The organism is Leucobacter komagatae (genome assembly GCF_000834055.1).
Classification (GTDB): Bacteria; Actinomycetota; Actinomycetes; order Actinomycetales; family Microbacteriaceae; genus Leucobacter; species Leucobacter komagatae_A.
The window spans coordinates 53,337-70,830 of sequence record NZ_JXSQ01000016.1; the positions used below are offsets into that span (position 1 = coordinate 53,337).

Sequence of the window (17,494 nt, forward strand, 5' to 3'; positions counted from 1 at the left end):
CCGGCCGCCTACCTGGGCGAAGCCGCCCTACTGGGCGAGCTACTGGGTGAGCTACTGAACGAGAGCTGCCTGGACGTCGATCGTGATGGTGACGTCGTCGCCGAGCAGGAAGCCGCCCTTTTCGAGCGGAGCATTCCAGGTGAGGCCGAAGTCTTCACGCTTCACGACGGACTTCGCGGTGAAGCCAGCCTTGTAGTTGCCGTAGGGGTCCTCGCCAAAGCCGCCGAACTCGAAGTCGAACGTGACGGGCTTCGTCACGCCGCGCATCGTGAGCTCGCCGTCTACCTTGAAGTCGCCGTCGACGACGCGCACGCCGTTCGATGCGAAGGTGAGCTGTGGGAACTGCTCCGCTTCGAAGAAGTCACCGGTGCGGAGGTGTCCGTCGCGGTTCTTCTCGTTCGTGTTCACCGACGCGACCTCGGCCGATGCGGTGACGCTCGAATCGAGCGGGTTTTCGCCGGTCACGAATGTGGCATCGAAGTCTTCGAACTTGCCCTTAACCTTGCTGATCGCCAGGTGACGGATCGCGAACCCGACCTCGGAGTGCGTGGCGTCAATCTTCCAGGTGCCTGCGCGGTAGCCGGGGATCTGATCTGCGGTGAACGTCATGAGAATAAACCTTTCAAGATGTGTTGTGCCAATGAGTGTCGGACTCATTGCTGTGGCGCCGTTCGGCTACTGCCAAACTTGCAACGTGCGGCGTCCGACACTGTCGCGGACACCTGGAACAACTTACATGCGCATGCATCTATTCCCAGATTGTGAAAATACTTTTCCTCGCTTCGTCCGCGCACCGGCGGCCGCACCCGAGGGAGCAGGCGCTCTGGCTAGCGCGGGCGACGCTTCGCAGCAGCGCGCGCCCGATCCGCAGTCGCGTCTTCTCCAACGCGCGGCACGAACTCCCCGTAGCGCCTGACTGCCGCCGTCTCAATGAGGAAATCGCTGATGGCAGGGTTCTTCGGGAGCAGCGCACCGTGCAGGTAGCTCCCAAGGACGTTGCCAGTGCGCGCGCCCTCTGTGCCGTCGTCCGGATTGTTGCCAGCGCCCTGCACGACCTTGCCGAGGGGCTCGGAGCCAGGGCCGAGGACGGTGTATCCGCTGTGATTCTCGTAGCCGACGATCTCACCAAAGTCCCGCGATTCGACTACGACGTTGCCGATCATCCGCTCGGCTCCCCCGCGCGTCTCAACGTCGAGCACGCCGATCCCCTTCAGCGTGTCACCCGAGTGAGTGAGGAAGCGATGCCCAAACAGCTGATAGAGGCCACAAATAACCAACATGGGGGTTCCGTCAGCAGCGAGCGCCGTGAACTCCTCAGCGCGCCGTTCAAGGTCGACTGAGACCCGACCCTGCCCCGAGTCCTGCCCACCTCCCCCGATGACGATGTCGACCTGTTCTGGCATCGCATCGCCGACGTTGAGATCCACGACGCGGGGCGAGAAACCGTGCGCGACCGCCCGCCGCGTGAGCGCGAGCAGGTTGCCACGGTCCCCGTAGATGTTCATGTCGCGCGGGTACAGCGACACGATGACGAGTTCGCGTTCAGCAGCCATCAGATTTCCTCCACGTCGGTCACCTCGGAGAGCCGCTTGCGCAACCCCAGCATCGCCGTATAGGTGCAATAGATCCTCCGCGGCTGCCCAAGCGTGCGCTCCCGGAACGCACCGAGGGCATCCCCGAGGTCTTCCTCAACGACCCCAACCGGCACATCGTCGTGCTCGAGCCTGAGCACCATGTCCCACGCTCGCGTGCCGGAGACGGTATCCACACCGCCGGCAGCGAGCGAACCGAAGTCCACGTCCCACAGCCACGACATGTCACGCCCATCGGCGTACTGATCATTGATCGCGATCATCACCGCCACGCCTTCAGCGTCGAACGACGCGAGGCCGAGCCGGAAGCCGGCGGGATTCTTGACAAGCACGAGCTCGAGCGGCTGGCCGTCGAGCTCGAGCTTCTCGCCGCGACCAAACGCCGGCCGAACCACAGCGAGCGATTCCAGCACCGCCCCCGTCGCCGCCGTCTTAGCAGCCCCGACAGCAACCGCCCGCTCAAGCACCGCGCGCACAGTGACGAGCGCAGCAGCGGCGTTGTAGGTGTTGTACAGCCCCTCGAGCTGCAGCGGGGTCTCGTGCACCTCGCCGTCGATGCGGAACGTCGCTTCGTTCTTCCCGAGCGCGAGAAGCGTCACGTCGGCCTCGGTGCGCACGTCGACCGCAGCTGCGCCACCGGCAGCATCGGGCTGCGCCCCCGCCCCGGTAGCAGTCGCCGGCGAAGCGTGAAAGTCGTCGTCGCCCGGAAAGGTGCTCAGCAGCGCCGGTGCGAGCCCAAACTCCCGCACCTCCGGGCCCGGGCCCGCCTCCGACCTGGCGCGCGTTCGCTCACCGATCTCTGCGATCAGCCTATCCTCGCGGTTTACGACAAGCACGTCGGTCGTCGCGTCCGCGATACGCTGCAGGTACCGCGCGGTGGTATCAATCTCACCAAAGCGGTCGAGCTGGTCGCGAAGCACGTTGAGCAGGAGCGTGAAGCGGGGCTTGACTCGCTCAATGAAGAACATCGCGTGCGCTTCGTCGAGCTCGAGCACCGCGACGTCAGCGTCGAGCTTGCCCCCGAGCGAGCTCTCGCCGACGATCGCCGCGACGACGCCGCGAGAGAAATTCGAACCGGTCTTGTTCGTAAACACTCTGAGCCCCTGGGCCTCGAGCATCTCAACGATCATCTTCGTTGTCGTCGTCTTGCCGTTCGTACCGCTGACGGCAATGACGCCGAGCGGCAGCCGCTCAAGCACCCTGGCCATGAAGCCAGGATCGAGGCGTTCGACAACGAGGCCGGGCATCGCCGACCCCCCACCGCGAAGTCTGGCCAGTGCTCGAACCGTTTTGCCGGTCGCCGCTGAGAAAAAATCACGCATGCATCAAGATTAGTCGTCCAGCAGGTCCGGCCTCACGCGTCTGGTGCGTTCAAGGCTCTGTTCGTGTCGCCACGCGTTGATCGCAGCGTGGTTGCCAGAGAGCAGCACGTCAGGAACGCGCCTGCCACGCCACTCCGCTGGCTTCGTGTAGCTGGGGTACTCGAGCAGCCCATCCTCGTGCGATTCCTCGACGAGACTGTCCGGGTTACCGACCACGCCTGGCAGCAGCCGGCCGATGGCCTCGATCATTGCGATGGAGGCGACCTCACCGCCGTTCAAGACGTAGTCACCAATGCTCACCAGGCGAACCCGGCCGCGCTCACCGTATTCGTCGAACACGCGCTGGTCGATGCCTTCGTATCGCCCGCAGCCAAACACGAGATGGGCCTCACTCGCGAGCTCGCGTGCCATCGCCTGAGTGAAGACCTCACCGGCTGGCGAGGGAAAAATGATGAGTGGTTCGTCGGACTCCCCCGGCTCGGCGCCGACGGAATCCGCAAGGATCCCGTCGAGCGCCTGAGCCCAAGGTTCCGGCTTCATAACCATGCCAGCACCGCCACCGGTCGGCGTGTCGTCGACCGTTCGATGCTTGTCGTTGGCGGACTCGCGCAGGTCGTGCACGCGGAGGTCTATGAGCCCCCTGTCGCGGGCCTTCCCCATGAGCGAGAGCTCGAGGGCATCGAAGTACCCGGGGAAGATCGTAACGACGTCGATCCTCACGCGCCTGCCCCCGGGTTCTGCGTCCCGTCCTCGATTGCACCGTCACCGAACAGCCCGGTTGGTGGCGTCACGGTGACAACACCGGCCTCGATGTCGATGCTCGGAACGATCGCTTCAACGAAGGGCACGAGCACGGTTCCGCCCGGGGTGTTCACCGAGAGCAGATCCTGCGCGGGGAAGTGCTGCACCTCAGCTACGGTTCCAAGCTTCTCGGTGCCGCCGCCCTCGACGGGCTGCACGACGTCGAGCCCAACGAGCTCATGGTCGTACCATGCGTTCTCCTCGGAACCCGCCGCAACAGCCTGCTCGTCGATCCACAGGATCGCGCGCACGATGCTCTCAGCTGCGGTGCGGTCAGGCACCTCAGCAAAGAAGCCAACGGGCATCCCGTTGTACCAGCGCAGCTCCCGGAGCTCGATGTCCTTGCCGAACCAGGGGGAATCCTCTGGCACCTGCAGGAAGAACTTGGCCCCTGGGAAAAATCGGAGACCCGGGTTGTCCGTGAACATTTCAAGCTTCACGCCACCCTTGAGACCGTGCGGCTTCGTCAAGCGTCCGACACGCAAACTCCCCGCCCCGCTAGCGGGACGGGGGAGCTTGCGCACGCTTGGGAGCGTCCGCCATCAGCCGGCCTCTGGTGCGTCTGTGTCGACAATGTCGACACGCACGCGATCGCCGGTTGCAAGCGCTGCGATCACCGTGCGAAGCGCCTGAGCTGTGCGGCCACTGCGGCCAATCACACGCCCAAGATCTTCAGGGTGCACGCGAATCTCGAGGGTCTCGCCACGGTTTCCCGCGCGCTGGTTGATGCGTACCTCGTCAGGGTGATCAACGACACCCTTCACGAGATGCGCGAGCGCATCAGCGAGTACCATCTCAGCCAAGAGTCTTAGGCCTCGGTGGTCTCAGCAGCGGCCTCTTCAGCCGGCGCCTCGGTCTCGGCGGGTGCCTCTACCGGCTTTGCAGCCTTGGGGCGAAGGACGGGCTTCTTCTTTGCGTCAGCCTCGAAAACTTCCTTCGGCTCGGGAGGGAGCACCTTCGACTCGGTCGAGCCCTCGCCCGAGAACTTGCCCCAGTCGCCCGTGAGCTTGAGGAGAGCTGCAACCTGCTCGGTCGGCTGTGCGCCGACGCTGAGCCAGTACTGCGCGCGCTCCGAGTCAACCTCGATGAAGGAGGGGTTCTCGGTCGGGTGGTACTTGCCGATCTCCTCGATGACGCGGCCGTCGCGCTTGGTGCGCGAGTCTGCAACGACGATACGGTAGAACGGTGCGCGGATCTTGCCGAGGCGCTTGAGGCGAATCTTGACTGCCATGTGCTGGCTCCTTCAGGTTGGGTTACAGGTGACACCGCGCGAACATCAGGCCTCGAAGACCGAGGAGCGCGGAAGCGTGGCACGCATTTCTGCGAACTCAGTAAGTTTGCCACACGCTGGCCCAAATTGCAATTTTTGACGGGACCAGGGGTTTTGCCTCACCGTGGGCTCACTACTCCGCGGAGACGCTCCGCATCCACGCCTCGAGACCCGCCGCATCGATCGGCAGCGCATCCGAAATCACCTCGTGACCAGTCTCGGTGACGACGAGATCGTCCTCGATTCGCACACCCATTCCGCGCAGCTCAGGGGGCACCGTTTCGTCCCACGAGTGGAAGTACAGGCCCGGCTCGACCGTGAGCGCCATCCCCGGCTGCACGGTGCCGCCAAGGTAGGTCTCGTAGCGCGACGAATCACAGTCGTGCACGTCGAGGCCGAGGTGGTGGCCGACGCCACACACGATGTAGCGGCGATGGTGCTGCCCCTGCTCGGAGAGCGCTTCGTCGACCGACACCGGCAGCATGCCCCAGTCATCGAGCCCGTGCGCGAGCACCTCCATGCACGCGGCGTGGAAGTCTGCCCAGAGCTTGCCCGGCTGCACTGCGGCGAGCCCTGCCCGATGCGACTTCTCGACGAGGTCGTGCACCCGGCGCTGAGCGTCGGTGAACGTGCCGCTCGCCGGCAGGGTGCGCGTGACGTCAGCGGTGTACCCGGAGCGCATCTCAACGCCCATGTCGAGCAGCAGCATCTCGTCGGGGTGCACGTCGCCGTCGGTGCGCACCCAGTGGAGGATCGGCGCGTGCGCTCCCGAGCCGACGATTGTCGCGTAGCCTGGCGCCTGGCCGACCGTCCGCGCGTGGCGGTCGAACGTGCCCTGCAGCCAACGCTCGCCCCCGCTCGCGATCGCGCGCGGAATCTCGCGGCTCACTGCCGCGAAGCCTTCCACGGTCGCAAGGTTCGCTGCGCGCAGCTGCGCAATCTCCCACGCGTCCTTGATCTGGCGTAGCTCGGAGAGCACCGTCGCGAGCCGCGCCGAGCGCGCGCGGCCCTCGAGCGCGGCACCAGCACCCCGCGCGACGACGGCAGCGCCTGCGATGAGCGCACTGTCTGGCACGCCAGCCTCTGCGAGCTCGGCGATCGGGCGCACGGTGAGCCCAAGGGCCTCCGTCACCTCGGCGGTGCCAGCAATGGGTCCGACCCACAGCTCGCCGTGGTTCGCGTCGGCAAAGAAGCCGCGGCTGCCGGGCCGCGCAGGAGGCGTGATGTAGAGCGTCGCGTCGTGCCCGCCCGCGACAGGGCGCATGACGAGCACCGCGTCCTCAACGCCATGCCCGACGGTCCACAGGAAATCACTATCCGCACGGAACTCGAAGTAGGTGTCGTTCGCCCGCAGCTGCGACCGACCTGCGGTCACAACGAGCGTCTCACCGGGAAGCTCCGCGGAGAGCCTGGCCCGGTGATCCGCCGCCGCCTGCGCGGCACCAGCCTCGACGCTGAGCTCGCGCGACGCTTCGCCCCACCCCTCCGCCATCCACGACGTGAAGCCGGGAACCTCGCTCAGCAGCGGCATGCGCGGGTCGCGACGTGTCGCACGCGAGTTCGGCATGCCGGATTCCCAGTCGACTACGCGAACTGAGCTGCCGAGTCCGTTGAGCGTCGGACCGTCGTGGTGGTGGGTCATTTCTGTTTTCCTCTCGAAGTGTTCAGTGAAAAATTAGTCGCGCGTGCTGCGCGTACCGCCAAGCCGCTGCTCGAGGGCCGTGAACAGGCGCTCGGCGACATCGCCGAGCCGCAGCCCGTCGTGCTCGAACTCGTTGGTCACCCACGCGTGCACGCCGGGGACGCGGGCCGCGGTGTCGAGCGAGAGCTGCGCGTCAACGTACATATCGTCGTAGTAGACGGCGGCCTCGACGGGCACCGCGTTCCGCGCGAGCTGCTCGTGGTCGTACATCTCGATGGGCTGCTCGTTCGCGGCGAGGTGCGTGACAGCAGCCTCGATGCCCGTGAGCGTTGAGATCTCAGAGAACATCCACGGGAACACGGTTTCGCCGGTGAAGTTCAGCGGCCTGGCGGATTCTGCGAACTCGGGGTGGCGCTCGCGCTCGCGCTGCGCCGCCCACGCGCTCGGACCCGGCCCGTAGATTGCCTCCTGCAGTGCGATGAACAGCGGGTTCGTCGCGAAGCTCGTCTCGGCCTCGACCGTCGCGAGGAACGTGGCGGAGAGCCGCGTCTCTGCCTCGTCGGCGAACGCCTCGTCGAAGATCCAGTGCACGCGGTCGAAGCCCGGCTGCATGCCGAAGTCGATCCCGAGCACCTGGAGCCTGCGCACCGTGAGCCTGTCGCCTCCGGGCAGGCGCACCTCTTCCCGCTCGAGCAGGTCGGCGACGCGGGAGATGCGATCCACGAGCTGCGGGTGCCGCGCACGGAACTGCCGGTTCTTCTCCGCGATGCGTGGGAAGGTGCGCGCGTAGACGACCTCGGGATCCGGGTCTATGCTCGGCAGCCCACCCGTGATCGCGGACGCGACGACCGAATCGGGGAAGTGCGAGAGGTACTGCAGCGTGAGGAAGCCGCCGTAGCTCTGCCCGAGCGTCCACCACTGGCGACCAGGGAAGTGCGCCTCGCGCAGCGCCTCGAAGTCGCGCACGATCGAATCCTGGCGGTGCAGGGCGAGCAGCCGCGCGCCCGCTGCCGCATCGAGCTCAGCGAACGAGCTAGCGCTCAGCGGAGTCGAGCGGCCTGTCCCCCGCTGATCGGGCAGGATGACACGGAATCGACGGGTCGCGTCGCCGATCCATCCGTCCGCCTCGAGCGGCCGCGGCGACTTGCCGCCAGGTCCACCCTGGAGGAAGACGAGGAGCGGCAGGTCTGCGTCGCGCTTGGTCGCGTCGACGACCTCGCGGGCGAAGACCCTGATGGTCTCCCCCGCTGGCTCCTTCCAGTCAAGCGGCACCTCGACCCAGAGGTCGCGGGCAACGAGGCGGGTTCCGATGGGATACCAGTCAGTCATTTTCGGGCAGTCCTTACTCTCGAATCAAGCAGCGCGTAGAGGGTGTCAACGATGAGGTTCGACAGCACGACGAACACTCCGCCGAGCAGCACGATCGCTATCACCACGGGGCGATCCTGCATCGCAACGCTCGTCACGGCGAGCGATCCGACCCCTGGGAGGCCGAACACCTGCTCGATGACGATCACGCCTCCGAGGAGCATACCGATGTCGATCCCGAGCTGCGTGACGAGCGGCGGCATCGCCGAACGGAACGCGTGCACGTACGTCACCCGGCGCTCCGTGAGCCCCTTCGCGCGCGCCGTGCGGATGTAGTCCTGGCCGAGCACGTCGAGCATCTGCCCGCGCGTGAGCCTGGCGTACACGGCCGCGATCACGAGCGCGAGCGTGAGCCACGGCAGGATCAGGTGCCACGCCCACTGGCCGGGGTTCTCGCCGAACGCGATGTACCCCGAGGGCGGGAACAGGGTGATGCCCATTTTCGTCGGCAGGAAGTACAGGGTGTAGAGCGCGATCATGCCGAGCACGAACGTTGGGAAGCTGATGCCGATGATCGCAAACCCCTGGCCGATGCGATCGCGCAGCGTTCCCGGGTGCTTCGCCGAGCTGATGCCGATCGGGATGCCGATCGCGAGCCACACAAACACGGCGCCGAAGACGAGCGACATCGTCACGGGGATGCGGCGCACGAGCAGGTCCCATACGGGCAGGTTCGAGCGGTACGAGAAGCCCAGGTCGCCCTGGAGGAGGTTGCCGAGGAACATGAAGTACTGCTGGATCATGGGCTTGTCGAGCCCGAGGTTCACGCGGATCTGTTCCATGAGCGCCTCGGTCGCCTTGTCGCCCGCGATGATGCGGGCGGGGTCGGACGGCGAGACGTAGAACAGCACGAAGACGAACACGCTGAGCAGGAAGAGCACGAGCGCGCCGAAGCCTACCCGTGACAGGAAGTAGCGAATCATGCTTTGTTGCCCTTCGAGGAAGTCGGATCGAGTGCGTCGCGGAGGCCGTCGCCGAGCAGATTGAACGCGAGGGTGAGCGCGAGGAGCGCGAGGCCAGGCACAAGCACCATCCACGGCGCGACCATGTACATCGAGCCGTTCGCGGCGTCGGCGAGCATGTTGCCCCAGCTCGGGGTCGGCGGCACAATACCGAGGCCGAGGAACGACAGCGTCGCCTCGAAGACGACGGCCGCCGGAATGCCGAGCGTCGTGTACACAATGATGGGCACGACGAGGTTCGGAAGCACGTCGCGGACCATAATGGACCAGCGGGACTCACCGAGCGAGCGAGCGGCCTCAATGTACTCTCGCTCGCGAATCGCGAGCACCTGGCCGCGGATAACGCGCGCGAGCCCAGCCCAGCTGAAGAACACAATAACGATGATCGACAGCCCGAGGCTCGGGCCGAGCACCGCGACGAGCGCGATCGCGACGAGCAGGAACGGGACGCTCATCACGAGGTCGATGACGCGGCTGAGCAGCGTGTCGACCCAGCCACCGAAGAAGCCCGCGGTCGCACCGACGATCACGCCGATCAGCGACGCGATGAGCGAGGCCACGACACCGACGAGCAGCGAGACTCTGGCGCCGTATGCGAGGCGAACGAGCACGTCGCGGCCGAGCTGATCGGTGCCGAGCAGGAACTCGCCGCTCGGGCCGACGGGGATGCCAGCGGCCGAGAGCCCAGTCTCGCGGAACTGCTCGGCGGGCCCGTGGCCCGTCCACTGCGCGACGAGCGGTGCACCGATTGCGAAGAGCACGATGCCGACGATCATGAGGGCGGAGAGCACGCTCGCTGGGTCGCGCACGAGGCGCGCAATGGTGAGCTGTGCTGAGCTTTTCGCCTGAATATCGGCGACCTTTTGCGCCGCGTACCCGGGGGTCGTGATGAGCTTCGTTTCTTTCGAGAACACGCGGTTCACTTGAGGCCTCCTTCGGCCGGCGTTTCGCGGGACACCGCGCCAACGAGCACGCGTTCCCGTTCGACGCGTGGGATCTCGGGGGCCGCCGCCGAGAGCAGCTTCTTGGTGAAGGCCTGCTGCGGTTCGCCGTAGACGGCCTCCGCCGTGCCGAGCTCGATGATCTTGCCGCCGTCCATGACCGCGATCCGGTCGCAGACGTGCCGCACAACCGCGAGGTCGTGGGAGATGAACAGGTATGTGAGGCCGAGCTCGCGCTGCAGCTCGTCGAGGAGGTTGAGCACCTGCGCCTGGATCGAGACGTCGAGCGCGGAGACCGGCTCGTCGAGAATCACGAGCTCGGGGTTCAGCGCGATTGCGCGCGCGATGCCGATGCGCTGGCGTTGCCCGCCTGAGAACTGCGACGGGAAGCGGTTGTAGTGTTCGGGGTTGAGGCCAACGATCTCCATGAGCTCCTGCACGCGGGCGAGCCTGTCGTCGCCCCGCGCAACCTTGTGGATCCGGAACGGGTCCCCAATGATCGAGCCGACGCGGCGCTTCGGGTTCAGCGACCCGAACGGATCCTGGAACACGACCTGCACCTTGCGCCGCATCTGCCGCCACTCGGCGCTCGTGAGTTCGGCCGTGTCTTCGCCGTCGAAACGGATGACGCCTGAGGTTGGCGGAATGAGACCGGCAATTGCGCGCGCGAGCGTCGTCTTGCCGCAGCCGCTCTCGCCGACGAGTCCGAGGGTCTCGCCGCGGCGCACCTGGATGGAGATGTCCTCGAGCACCGTGCGGTCTTCGCCGCGGCGCTGCGGGAACGTGAGCGTGAGATGCTCGACGTCGACGATGCTGTCGTCGTTCGACGCGACGATCTCGGCCTCGGGCAGCTCGGGCGCCGGCGGCTCGACGGGCGGGGTTGTCAGCCAGCAGAGAGACTCGGTGCCGTCGTCAAATTTCTGGAGCGGCGGTGCCTCACCGCAGATGTCCATGGCGTTCGGGCACCGGTCACGGAAGACGCAGCCGGTCGGCGGGTTCAGCAGGCTCGGCGGCCTGCCGCCAATCGGGATGAGCGGTGTGCCAGGAGCGCGGTTGAATGACGACGAGCGCAGCAGCCCTGCCGTATAGGGGTGCGCGGGGTTGCCGAGCACGTTGTCGCTCGTGCCGCTCTCAAGCTTGCGGCCGCCGTACATGACCATGACGCGGTCGGCGACGCGGGAGAGAATGCCGAGATCGTGGCTGATCATCAGCACGGTTGCGCCAAAGTCTTCGCGCATCTCAGCGAGGAGGTCGAGGATCTGCGCCTGCACGGTCGAATCCAACGCCGTTGTCGGCTCGTCGGCGATGATGAGCGCTGGGTTCAGTGACAGGCTCATTGCGATCATGACGCGCTGGCGCATGCCGCCTGAGAACTGGTGCGGGTATGCGTCGAAGCGCGCTGCCGCGTCGGGGATACGCACTTTCTCGAGCAGCTCAATCGCGCGGGCCTTCGCGGCCTCCTTCGACACGTTTTCGTGAGCGCGGATCTGCTCGACGATCTGCCACCCGATTGTGTACTGCGGGTGCAGGCTCGACAGCGGATCCTGGAAGATCATGCTGATCTCTGCGCCGCGCTTCTTGCGCAGGCCCTCCTCGGAGAGCGTGAGCAGGTTCTCCCCCTGGAAGAAGACCTCACCCGAGCGCTTCGACTGCGGAATGAGGCCCATGATCGACTGGACGAGCACGGACTTGCCTGAACCAGATTCGCCGACGATGCCGAAGAACTCGCCCTCGTTCACCGAAAAAGATACGTCTTGCACGGCGTGGACAGCGCCGTCTTCTGTCGGAATGTCGATTACGAGATTCCGAACATCGAGTATTGCCACTCGTTCTCCCAGATTGTGATGGTGTGCAGGTGGGGTTGGCGCTCGTGGGGCGGCGATGCTTCCGCCGCCCCACGAGCTGGCTACCCGCGTGTTACTGCTTGAGCCAAACGTTTGCCCAGTCGCCGTTTTGGGCGAGCGCGTAGATCTGGAAGTTCTGCACGCGGTCTGAGTGGTAGTTCGCCTTCTTGCGCGAGACGATGCTCACGATGGGTGACTCGGCCATGACGGTCTTGTCGACCTCGTGCCAGAGCTTGCCAGCTTCCTCTGGCGTCGCAGCAGCGAGGGCCTGGTCGGCGAGCTCGTTGGCCTTGTCGCTGTTGAAATCGACGTAGTTGTAGGACTGCGGGGTGCCATCGAACGTGAACTGCGGCTGGAAGACGCTGCGAGCAGCTCCACCTACCCAGTCGGGCGACCAGCCGACGAGCGCAACGTCCCACTCGCCGCTCGAGGCATTCTCGCGGTTCGTCATGAAGTTCGCGTAATAGTCAGTCGGCGGGACGGGGAACAGCTCGACGGTGATGCCCGCGGCCTCAAGGCTTGCCTGCACGGTCTGCGCGATATCGGGCTGCGTGCCGACGTTGCGGTAGGGGAACTTCAGGGTGAGGTTCTCGACGCCAGCCTCCTTGAGAAGCGCCTTCGCCTTCTCGGGATCGGCCTTGCCGCTCTTGTCGCCGTAGAGGCTGAAGTCCTCGTAGCCGTTGATGCCGGGGCCGAAGATACCGTTCGTGACCGCCGCGATGTCTTCTCCGCCCATGACCTGGACGACGGCAGGCTTGTCAATCGCGTACTGAATCGCCTGGCGAACCTCGAGCTTCTGCAGCGCGCTGTTGTTGTTCGTCGTTGCGGTGTTGAACCACATGAACTGGTCGATGCCGCCGTTCTCCATCGTGGTGAACTTCTCGTCGTTCGCCGCGGTGAGCTGCTGAATGTTCGCGGGGCTCGGGCTGAGGTCGAACAGCATGTCGGCTGAGCCAGCCTGCAGCTGCTGCATCGCCGCGTCGCCCTCGACGCCCATCGTCATCTCGATCTTGTCGACGTAGGCCTTGCGGAGCGGATCGCTGTCGGCGTTCCACGACTCGTTGCGCACGAACTCCCACTTCACGTCTGGCGTGTACGAGCCGACGGTGTACGGGCCCGATGCGACAAAGTTCTCGCGGTATTCGGGGGAATCCGGGAGGTAGTCGAGCACCTCAATGGGCGCGGGGTTCGCGGTGGGGAGGCTGAGCATCGACGTGAAGTCCGATGCGGGCTCAACGAGGGTGAAGATCACCGTCTGGTCGTCGGGGGTGGCGATGCCAGCGATGTCATTTGACTCGATGTATTCCTTCATCGCTGCTGGCTCGGCAGCGACGCCTGCGAAGCCTTCGCAGTATTCGTTCATGCCCTCGATGAGGTTGATGAAGTAGCCGCCGAGCGCCGCACCAATGTGCGGGTTGCAGATCCGCTCGATGCCGCGCGCGACGTCGCCCGCGACGATTGGGCGCGCGCCGTCAGGAGCGTCCCACGTCGCGCCCTCGCGGAGCTTGATCTCGTAGGTCAGCCCATCCTCGCTCGCAACGGGAACTTCCTCGGCGAGGTCGCCGGTCAGCGCGATGCGCTCGTCGACGTCGTTTGAGGCCTCATAGTTGAGCAGCGAACGCGAGAGCGAACGGACGACGCTGTTCACCGGCACGTATGCGGTGAGCTGTGGGTCGAGGCGATCCACATCGCCGTTTGCGAGGACCTTGAGCGTACCTCCAGCCGTTGCCTCGCCGTCGGTCGCGCCTGAGTCGCCTGAGCCGCCTGTCGCACACCCGCTGAGCAGGAGCATCGCGGCAGCGCCGAGCGCGACGCCTGAGAGAATCTTCTTTCGAGCCATAGAGTCACCTTTGAATCACTGAGTTGGCATTCCCTGCGCCGTTCCGACGCACCGGATGTGAATCACATCACCAGTACCATAGTACATGTCAAAGGGTTCTTGCTAAATGAGAGCCCGACAACACTCACAGAAACCCCGCGGCGATGGTGGTAGGCCCCAAAAACTCGCAGGACAATGCCCGAACGCGCGGACTACGATGAGTGCATGGAGCGAAGCGATCAAACGGAATTCGAGCTGAGCAGCAACCCCTCGGGGGCAGAGCTATCTATTTCGCTCGGGGACTCCGAGGCCCGGATCGTCACGGTCGGCGCCTCGCTCGCGAGCTACCGCGCCTACGACCGCGACCTCGTGCTCCCCTTCACCGCAACAGAGATCAGGCCATCCTTCAGGGGAGCAACGCTCGCCCCCTGGCCGAACCGGATCCCAGACGGCAGCTACCTCTTTCAGGGCGAGCAGCAACTTCCCCTCACCGAGCCCGGCCGCGGACACGCCCTCCACGGCCTCGTGAGCTGGCTCGACTGGACCGTGCTCGTGCACGCCGAGCACGCCGTCACGCTCGCAACCGAGATCGTGCCGCAACCCGGCTACCCCTGGCGCATCGCACTGACCACCACGTACCGACTCGGCCCAGACGGTCTCACGCAGACGGTGAACGCGAAGAACAACGCGGACACACCCGCACCCTTCGGAACGGGGCCACACCCCTACCTCGTCGCCCCAGACGGGCCGCTCGACTCATGGACGCTCACGCTCCCTGCAGACACCGTGCTACTCACCGACGACAGGCTCTCGCCGCGTGCGACAGCTGCAGTCGACCACGATCCAACACGCTTCGACTACCGCGAGGCGCGGGCGATCGGCAGAGCAGAGCTCGACCACGCATTCACGGGGCTCACCCGCGGACAAGACGGGCTCGCCCGCGTGCGCGTCACCGACCGCTCCGGCCGCGGCGCCGAGATCCGCTTCGACGAGCGCTGCCGCTGGGTGCAGGTGCACACTGCCGATCAGCCGAACCTCCGGCTCAACCGGCTGGGCCTCGCCGTCGAGCCCATGACGTGCCCTCCGGCGGCGTTCCAATCGGGTGAGGACCTCCTCATCATCGCGCCGGGCGACGAGGTATCAGCGTCGTGGACCATCGCCCCGATCGAGCCCCCACACGCGCAACTCGAGCCACCACACGCAACCGCTTAGCGGTCGAGCAGCCACCCCAGCACAAAGGGGTAGCCCAACATCACGCCGATGCCGACGATAAACGCCGCAGTCGTCCACACGGTCGAGCGTCGCCGCAGGCGGCGGCCCTGAGCGGCGACCTGCACGCGAGGCGTCTTCGCGCGCGGGTCAGAATACGTCGCCGCCTGGTGCCCAAGCTCAGCCCCAACAAGTTCGGCAAACAACAGCATTGCCGCCGACTCCCCGCGGTCACTCCGCTTGCGAAGCTTGGTCGATGCGAGCTGCAGCGTGTCATCGATGACCTCGATGTCCCAGGACCGCCCATGGTCGATGAGGCACGCCATGACGTCGGGAGTGAGGAGCTCGAGCGCGTCGCGCTCATAACCCGCTGGCACGTACGCCGTGAAATGGCGGTCGAAGTCTCCCTCGAGCTGCAACCGTTGCGAGCCTGGAAGCAGCGAGCGCAGACTCCCGTTGCCGCGGGCATCAATGATGAGGTGCGGCAGCGCACGCGGAAGCCGCATCGACAGGTAGCGAAACGCGTGCCGCGGCCCCTTCGGAGAGCTCTTGTCGCCCTGGTGCGCGGCGATACCAAACTGCAGGCGCGGGTGCAGTCCGTCTCGGCCCGCCCACAGCACGTAGGTCGTGCGAAAGAGCGACGCTGGCGGCTCGGCGCTCATTGGCGGGCGCACCCGTGCTGGGTCGCGAAGGCCCGGCAGCTTTTCGGCGAAGAACACGCCGAGCACCGGCGAAGCAAACCCGAACCGGGAAAACGTCAGGCCTACCCGCTCCGCGTATCCCTTGAACGCAAGCGCACGCTTCGTGTCCGACGGGAGCGAAAGCAGGATCACGCCAAACAGCCACAGCAGGATCGCCCCGAAGAGCGACACGACCATGAGCAGCGGCCGCATCCACTCGAGCAGTCCAGGCAACTCAAGTAGCGTCGGCCAGTCAAACGTGAGCAGGCACCAGAGCAGCGTCACAAGGATCGCCCCGCACACGAGGAGACCGCCAAGGGCAGCCTGCCGGAAGACCGTCGGGTCTTCCTCGCGCACCTGGGCCCACGTCACCCTTGCAGGCCAGGCCTCCAGGAGTTGAGTGAGTCGGCCGCCAGGGAGCTCCTGACGCTGCCGTCCTCCCACCTAGCGGAGTCCACCACCAAGCATCTGCTGCAGCTTTTCCATTTCCTCGGGGCTCGGCGCCGCTCCCCCTGCACCGGCTGCGCCGCCGAGGCCGAAGCCCGATCCACCCTGCGTCGCGGGCGTCTCCGCTGGGAGCTGCGCGCGCTTTGCGGGGTTGCCGGAACGCTTCGCGCCCTTGCCCTTCTGCTGCTGCTTCTTCTTGCCGCCGTGGCCACCCATCCCTGGGACCGGGCCCATGCCGGGGATCTGGGGCATGCCGCCGCGCGCGACGGTCTTCATCATCTTCGCGGCCTGCTCGAAGCGCTGCACGAGCGAGTTCACGTCGGTGACCGTCATGCCGGAACCCTTAGCAATGCGGAGCCGGCGCGAACCGTTGAGGATCTTCGGGTTCTTCCGCTCGTCCTGCGTCATCGACTGGATGATCGCCTCAGTGCGGATGATCTCGCGCTCGTCGAAGTTCTCGAGCTGATCCTTCATCTTGCCCATGCCGGGAAGCATGCCCATCATCTTCTTGATGGAGCCGGCACCGCGCAGCTGCTGCATCTGACCGAGGAAGTCGTCGAGCGTGAACTCGTCCTTCGCGATCTTCTCGGCGACCTTCTTCGCCTCGTCCTCGTCGAACGCGCTCTGCGCCTGCTCGATGAGGGTAAGGATGTCGCCGAGGTCAAGAATTCGGCTCGCCATACGATCGGGGTGGAACTGCTCGAAGTCGTCGAGCCCCTCTCCCGTCGATGCGAACAGGATCGGCCTGCCGGTCACGCCACGGATTGAAAGCGCAGCGCCACCTCGCTGATCACCGTCAAGCTTCGTGAGCACGACGCCAGTGAAGTCGACGCCCTCCTGGAATGCTTGTGCGGTCGCGACGGCGTCCTGCCCAATGAGCGAGTCGATGACGAACAGCACCTCGTCGGGGTTGGTTGCCTTGCGAATGTCGCTTGCCTGCTGCATCATCTCGGCGTCAACACCGAGGCGTCCCGCGGTATCAATGATCACGAAGTCATACTGCTTGGCCCGCGCTTCAGCGACGCCCTGCTTCGCAACCTTGACCGGGTTGCCGACGCCATTGCCCGGCTCCGGAGCGAAAATCGCGACTCCGGCCTGCTCGGCGACAACACCGAGCTGCGTGACGGCGTTCGGGCGCTGGAGGTCACACGCGACGAGCAGCGGCGTGTGCCCCTGACCCTTGAGCCACTTCGCAAGCTTGCCGGCGAGCGTCGTCTTGCCCGCGCCCTGGAGGCCTGCGAGCATGATCACGGTCGGCGGGTTCTTCGCGAACTGCAGGCGCCGCTGGTCGCCGCCGAGCACCTCGACGAGCTCTTCGTTGACGATCTGCACGACCTGCTGGGCAGGGTTCAGCGCGCGGTTGACTTCGTCGCCGAGGGCGCGCTCGCGCACCTTGCCCGTGAAGTCCTTGACGACGTCAAGGGAGACGTCGGCCTCGAGAAGGGCGCGACGGATCTCCCGAACCGTGCCGTCAACGTCAGCCGCTGAGAGCTTTCCCTTCGTGCGGAGGTTCTTGAAGGTGTCGGTAAGCCGCGAGGAGAGGGTGCCGAAAGTAGCCATAGTGCACACAGTCTACCGCGCCGCGCTCCCCGCCGGC

At 65.7% G+C, this 17,494-nt stretch carries 16 protein-coding genes; 1 reads left to right on the plus strand and 15 read right to left on the minus strand.

Translation table 11 applies throughout. The features are described 5' to 3' along the window. Window positions 1-51 precede the first annotated feature (51 nt). The 13 genes from SD72_RS11565 to SD72_RS11625 all read right to left on the minus strand — a co-directional run bounded on the left by SD72_RS11565 (window position 52) and on the right by SD72_RS11625 (window position 13,582). A complete protein-coding gene (locus SD72_RS11565) occupies window positions 52-609 on the minus strand; it encodes a YceI family protein (RefSeq protein WP_042544615.1) in 558 nt (185 codons plus the stop codon). 218 nt (window positions 610-827) lie between these two features. Continuing rightward, window positions 828-1,553 (minus strand): type 1 glutamine amidotransferase, encoded by a 726-nt coding sequence (locus tag SD72_RS11570; protein WP_042544616.1) that lies wholly within the window; start codon window positions 1,551-1,553, stop codon window positions 828-830. Then, window positions 1,553-2,914: a Mur ligase family protein gene (locus tag SD72_RS11575; RefSeq protein ID WP_042544617.1), complete on the minus strand. Its 1,362-nt coding sequence runs from the start codon at window positions 2,912-2,914 to the stop codon at window positions 1,553-1,555. Before SD72_RS11575 ends, SD72_RS11570 begins: the two co-directional genes overlap by 1 nt. A 9-nt stretch (window positions 2,915-2,923) precedes the next feature. Beyond that, on the minus strand, window positions 2,924-3,634 hold the full coding sequence (gene trmD / locus SD72_RS11580) for a tRNA (guanosine(37)-N1)-methyltransferase TrmD (protein WP_042544618.1): 711 nt from the start codon (window positions 3,632-3,634) through the stop codon (window positions 2,924-2,926). Next, on the minus strand, window positions 3,631-4,143 hold the full coding sequence (rimM, locus tag SD72_RS11585) for a ribosome maturation factor RimM (protein ID WP_232299748.1): 513 nt from the start codon (window positions 4,141-4,143) through the stop codon (window positions 3,631-3,633). The genes trmD and rimM overlap by 4 nt, the downstream gene beginning before the upstream one ends. 114 nt (window positions 4,144-4,257) lie before the next feature. Continuing rightward, window positions 4,258-4,509 (minus strand): RNA-binding protein, encoded by a 252-nt coding sequence (locus tag SD72_RS11590; RefSeq protein ID WP_042544620.1) that lies wholly within the window; start codon window positions 4,507-4,509, stop codon window positions 4,258-4,260. Window positions 4,510-4,523: 14 nt separating this feature from the next. Continuing rightward, a complete protein-coding gene (gene rpsP / locus SD72_RS11595; RefSeq protein ID WP_042544621.1) occupies window positions 4,524-4,946 on the minus strand; it encodes a 30S ribosomal protein S16 in 423 nt (140 codons plus the stop codon). A gap of 172 nt (window positions 4,947-5,118) precedes the next feature. Beyond that, window positions 5,119-6,627, minus strand: a complete 1,509-nt coding sequence (locus tag SD72_RS11600; RefSeq protein WP_332307506.1) for an aminopeptidase P family protein — start codon at window positions 6,625-6,627, stop codon at window positions 5,119-5,121. Window positions 6,628-6,660: 33 nt separating this feature from the next. Then, a complete protein-coding gene (locus SD72_RS11605; RefSeq protein ID WP_042544622.1) occupies window positions 6,661-7,956 on the minus strand; it encodes an alpha/beta fold hydrolase in 1,296 nt (431 codons plus the stop codon). Then, window positions 7,953-8,918, minus strand: coding sequence for an ABC transporter permease (locus tag SD72_RS11610; RefSeq protein WP_042544623.1), 966 nt, complete (start codon window positions 8,916-8,918; stop codon window positions 7,953-7,955). Before SD72_RS11610 ends, SD72_RS11605 begins: the two co-directional genes overlap by 4 nt. Then, window positions 8,915-9,880 carry an ABC transporter permease gene (locus SD72_RS11615; protein ID WP_232299746.1) on the minus strand — a complete coding sequence of 322 codons (966 nt, stop codon included), beginning with the start codon at window positions 9,878-9,880 and terminating at the stop codon, window positions 8,915-8,917. Before SD72_RS11615 ends, SD72_RS11610 begins: the two co-directional genes overlap by 4 nt. Continuing rightward, complete coding sequence (locus SD72_RS11620; RefSeq protein WP_042544624.1) at window positions 9,877-11,724, minus strand: ABC transporter ATP-binding protein; 1,848 nt, start codon at window positions 11,722-11,724, stop codon at window positions 9,877-9,879. The genes SD72_RS11615 and SD72_RS11620 overlap by 4 nt, the downstream gene beginning before the upstream one ends. Window positions 11,725-11,815: 91 nt before the next feature. Then, on the minus strand, window positions 11,816-13,582 hold the full coding sequence (locus SD72_RS11625) for an ABC transporter substrate-binding protein (protein ID WP_042544625.1): 1,767 nt from the start codon (window positions 13,580-13,582) through the stop codon (window positions 11,816-11,818). A gap of 204 nt (window positions 13,583-13,786) precedes the next feature. On the opposite strand from SD72_RS11625, the gene SD72_RS11630 reads away from it, so the two are divergent. Further along, window positions 13,787-14,773 carry an aldose 1-epimerase family protein gene (locus SD72_RS11630; RefSeq protein WP_042544626.1) on the plus strand — a complete coding sequence of 329 codons (987 nt, stop codon included), beginning with the start codon at window positions 13,787-13,789 and terminating at the stop codon, window positions 14,771-14,773. Here SD72_RS11630 and SD72_RS17015 read toward each other — a convergent pair. Together SD72_RS17015 and ffh are read right to left on the minus strand one after the other, a co-directional pair. Then, complete coding sequence (locus SD72_RS17015; protein WP_052492642.1) at window positions 14,770-15,822, minus strand: hypothetical protein; 1,053 nt, start codon at window positions 15,820-15,822, stop codon at window positions 14,770-14,772. The genes SD72_RS11630 and SD72_RS17015 overlap by 4 nt on opposite strands. 72 nt (window positions 15,823-15,894) lie before the next feature. Next, window positions 15,895-17,457 carry a signal recognition particle protein gene (gene ffh / locus SD72_RS11640; RefSeq protein ID WP_042544627.1) on the minus strand — a complete coding sequence of 521 codons (1,563 nt, stop codon included), beginning with the start codon at window positions 17,455-17,457 and terminating at the stop codon, window positions 15,895-15,897. Between the last annotated feature and the right edge of the window lie 37 nt (window positions 17,458-17,494).

Coding starts and splice junctions, on each gene's coding strand:
- SD72_RS11565 (WP_042544615.1), bottom strand. CDS start 609: ATGACGTTCACCGCAGATCAGATCCCCGGCTACCGCGCAGGCACCTGG.
- SD72_RS11570 (WP_042544616.1), bottom strand. CDS start 1,553: ATGGCTGCTGAACGCGAACTCGTCATCGTGTCGCTGTACCCGCGCGAC.
- SD72_RS11575 (WP_042544617.1), bottom strand. CDS start 2,914: ATGCGTGATTTTTTCTCAGCGGCGACCGGCAAAACGGTTCGAGCACTG.
- rimM (WP_232299748.1), bottom strand. CDS start 4,143: ATGTTCACGGACAACCCGGGTCTCCGATTTTTCCCAGGGGCCAAGTTC.
- SD72_RS11590 (WP_042544620.1), bottom strand. CDS start 4,509: ATGGTACTCGCTGATGCGCTCGCGCATCTCGTGAAGGGTGTCGTTGAT.
- rpsP (WP_042544621.1), bottom strand. CDS start 4,946: ATGGCAGTCAAGATTCGCCTCAAGCGCCTCGGCAAGATCCGCGCACCG.
- SD72_RS11600 (WP_332307506.1), bottom strand. CDS start 6,627: ATGACCCACCACCACGACGGTCCGACGCTCAACGGACTCGGCAGCTCA.
- SD72_RS11605 (WP_042544622.1), bottom strand. CDS start 7,956: ATGACTGACTGGTATCCCATCGGAACCCGCCTCGTTGCCCGCGACCTC.
- SD72_RS11610 (WP_042544623.1), bottom strand. CDS start 8,918: ATGATTCGCTACTTCCTGTCACGGGTAGGCTTCGGCGCGCTCGTGCTC.
- SD72_RS11625 (WP_042544625.1), bottom strand. CDS start 13,582: ATGGCTCGAAAGAAGATTCTCTCAGGCGTCGCGCTCGGCGCTGCCGCG.
- SD72_RS11630 (WP_042544626.1), top strand. CDS start 13,787: ATGGAGCGAAGCGATCAAACGGAATTCGAGCTGAGCAGCAACCCCTCG.
- ffh (WP_042544627.1), bottom strand. CDS start 17,457: ATGGCTACTTTCGGCACCCTCTCCTCGCGGCTTACCGACACCTTCAAG.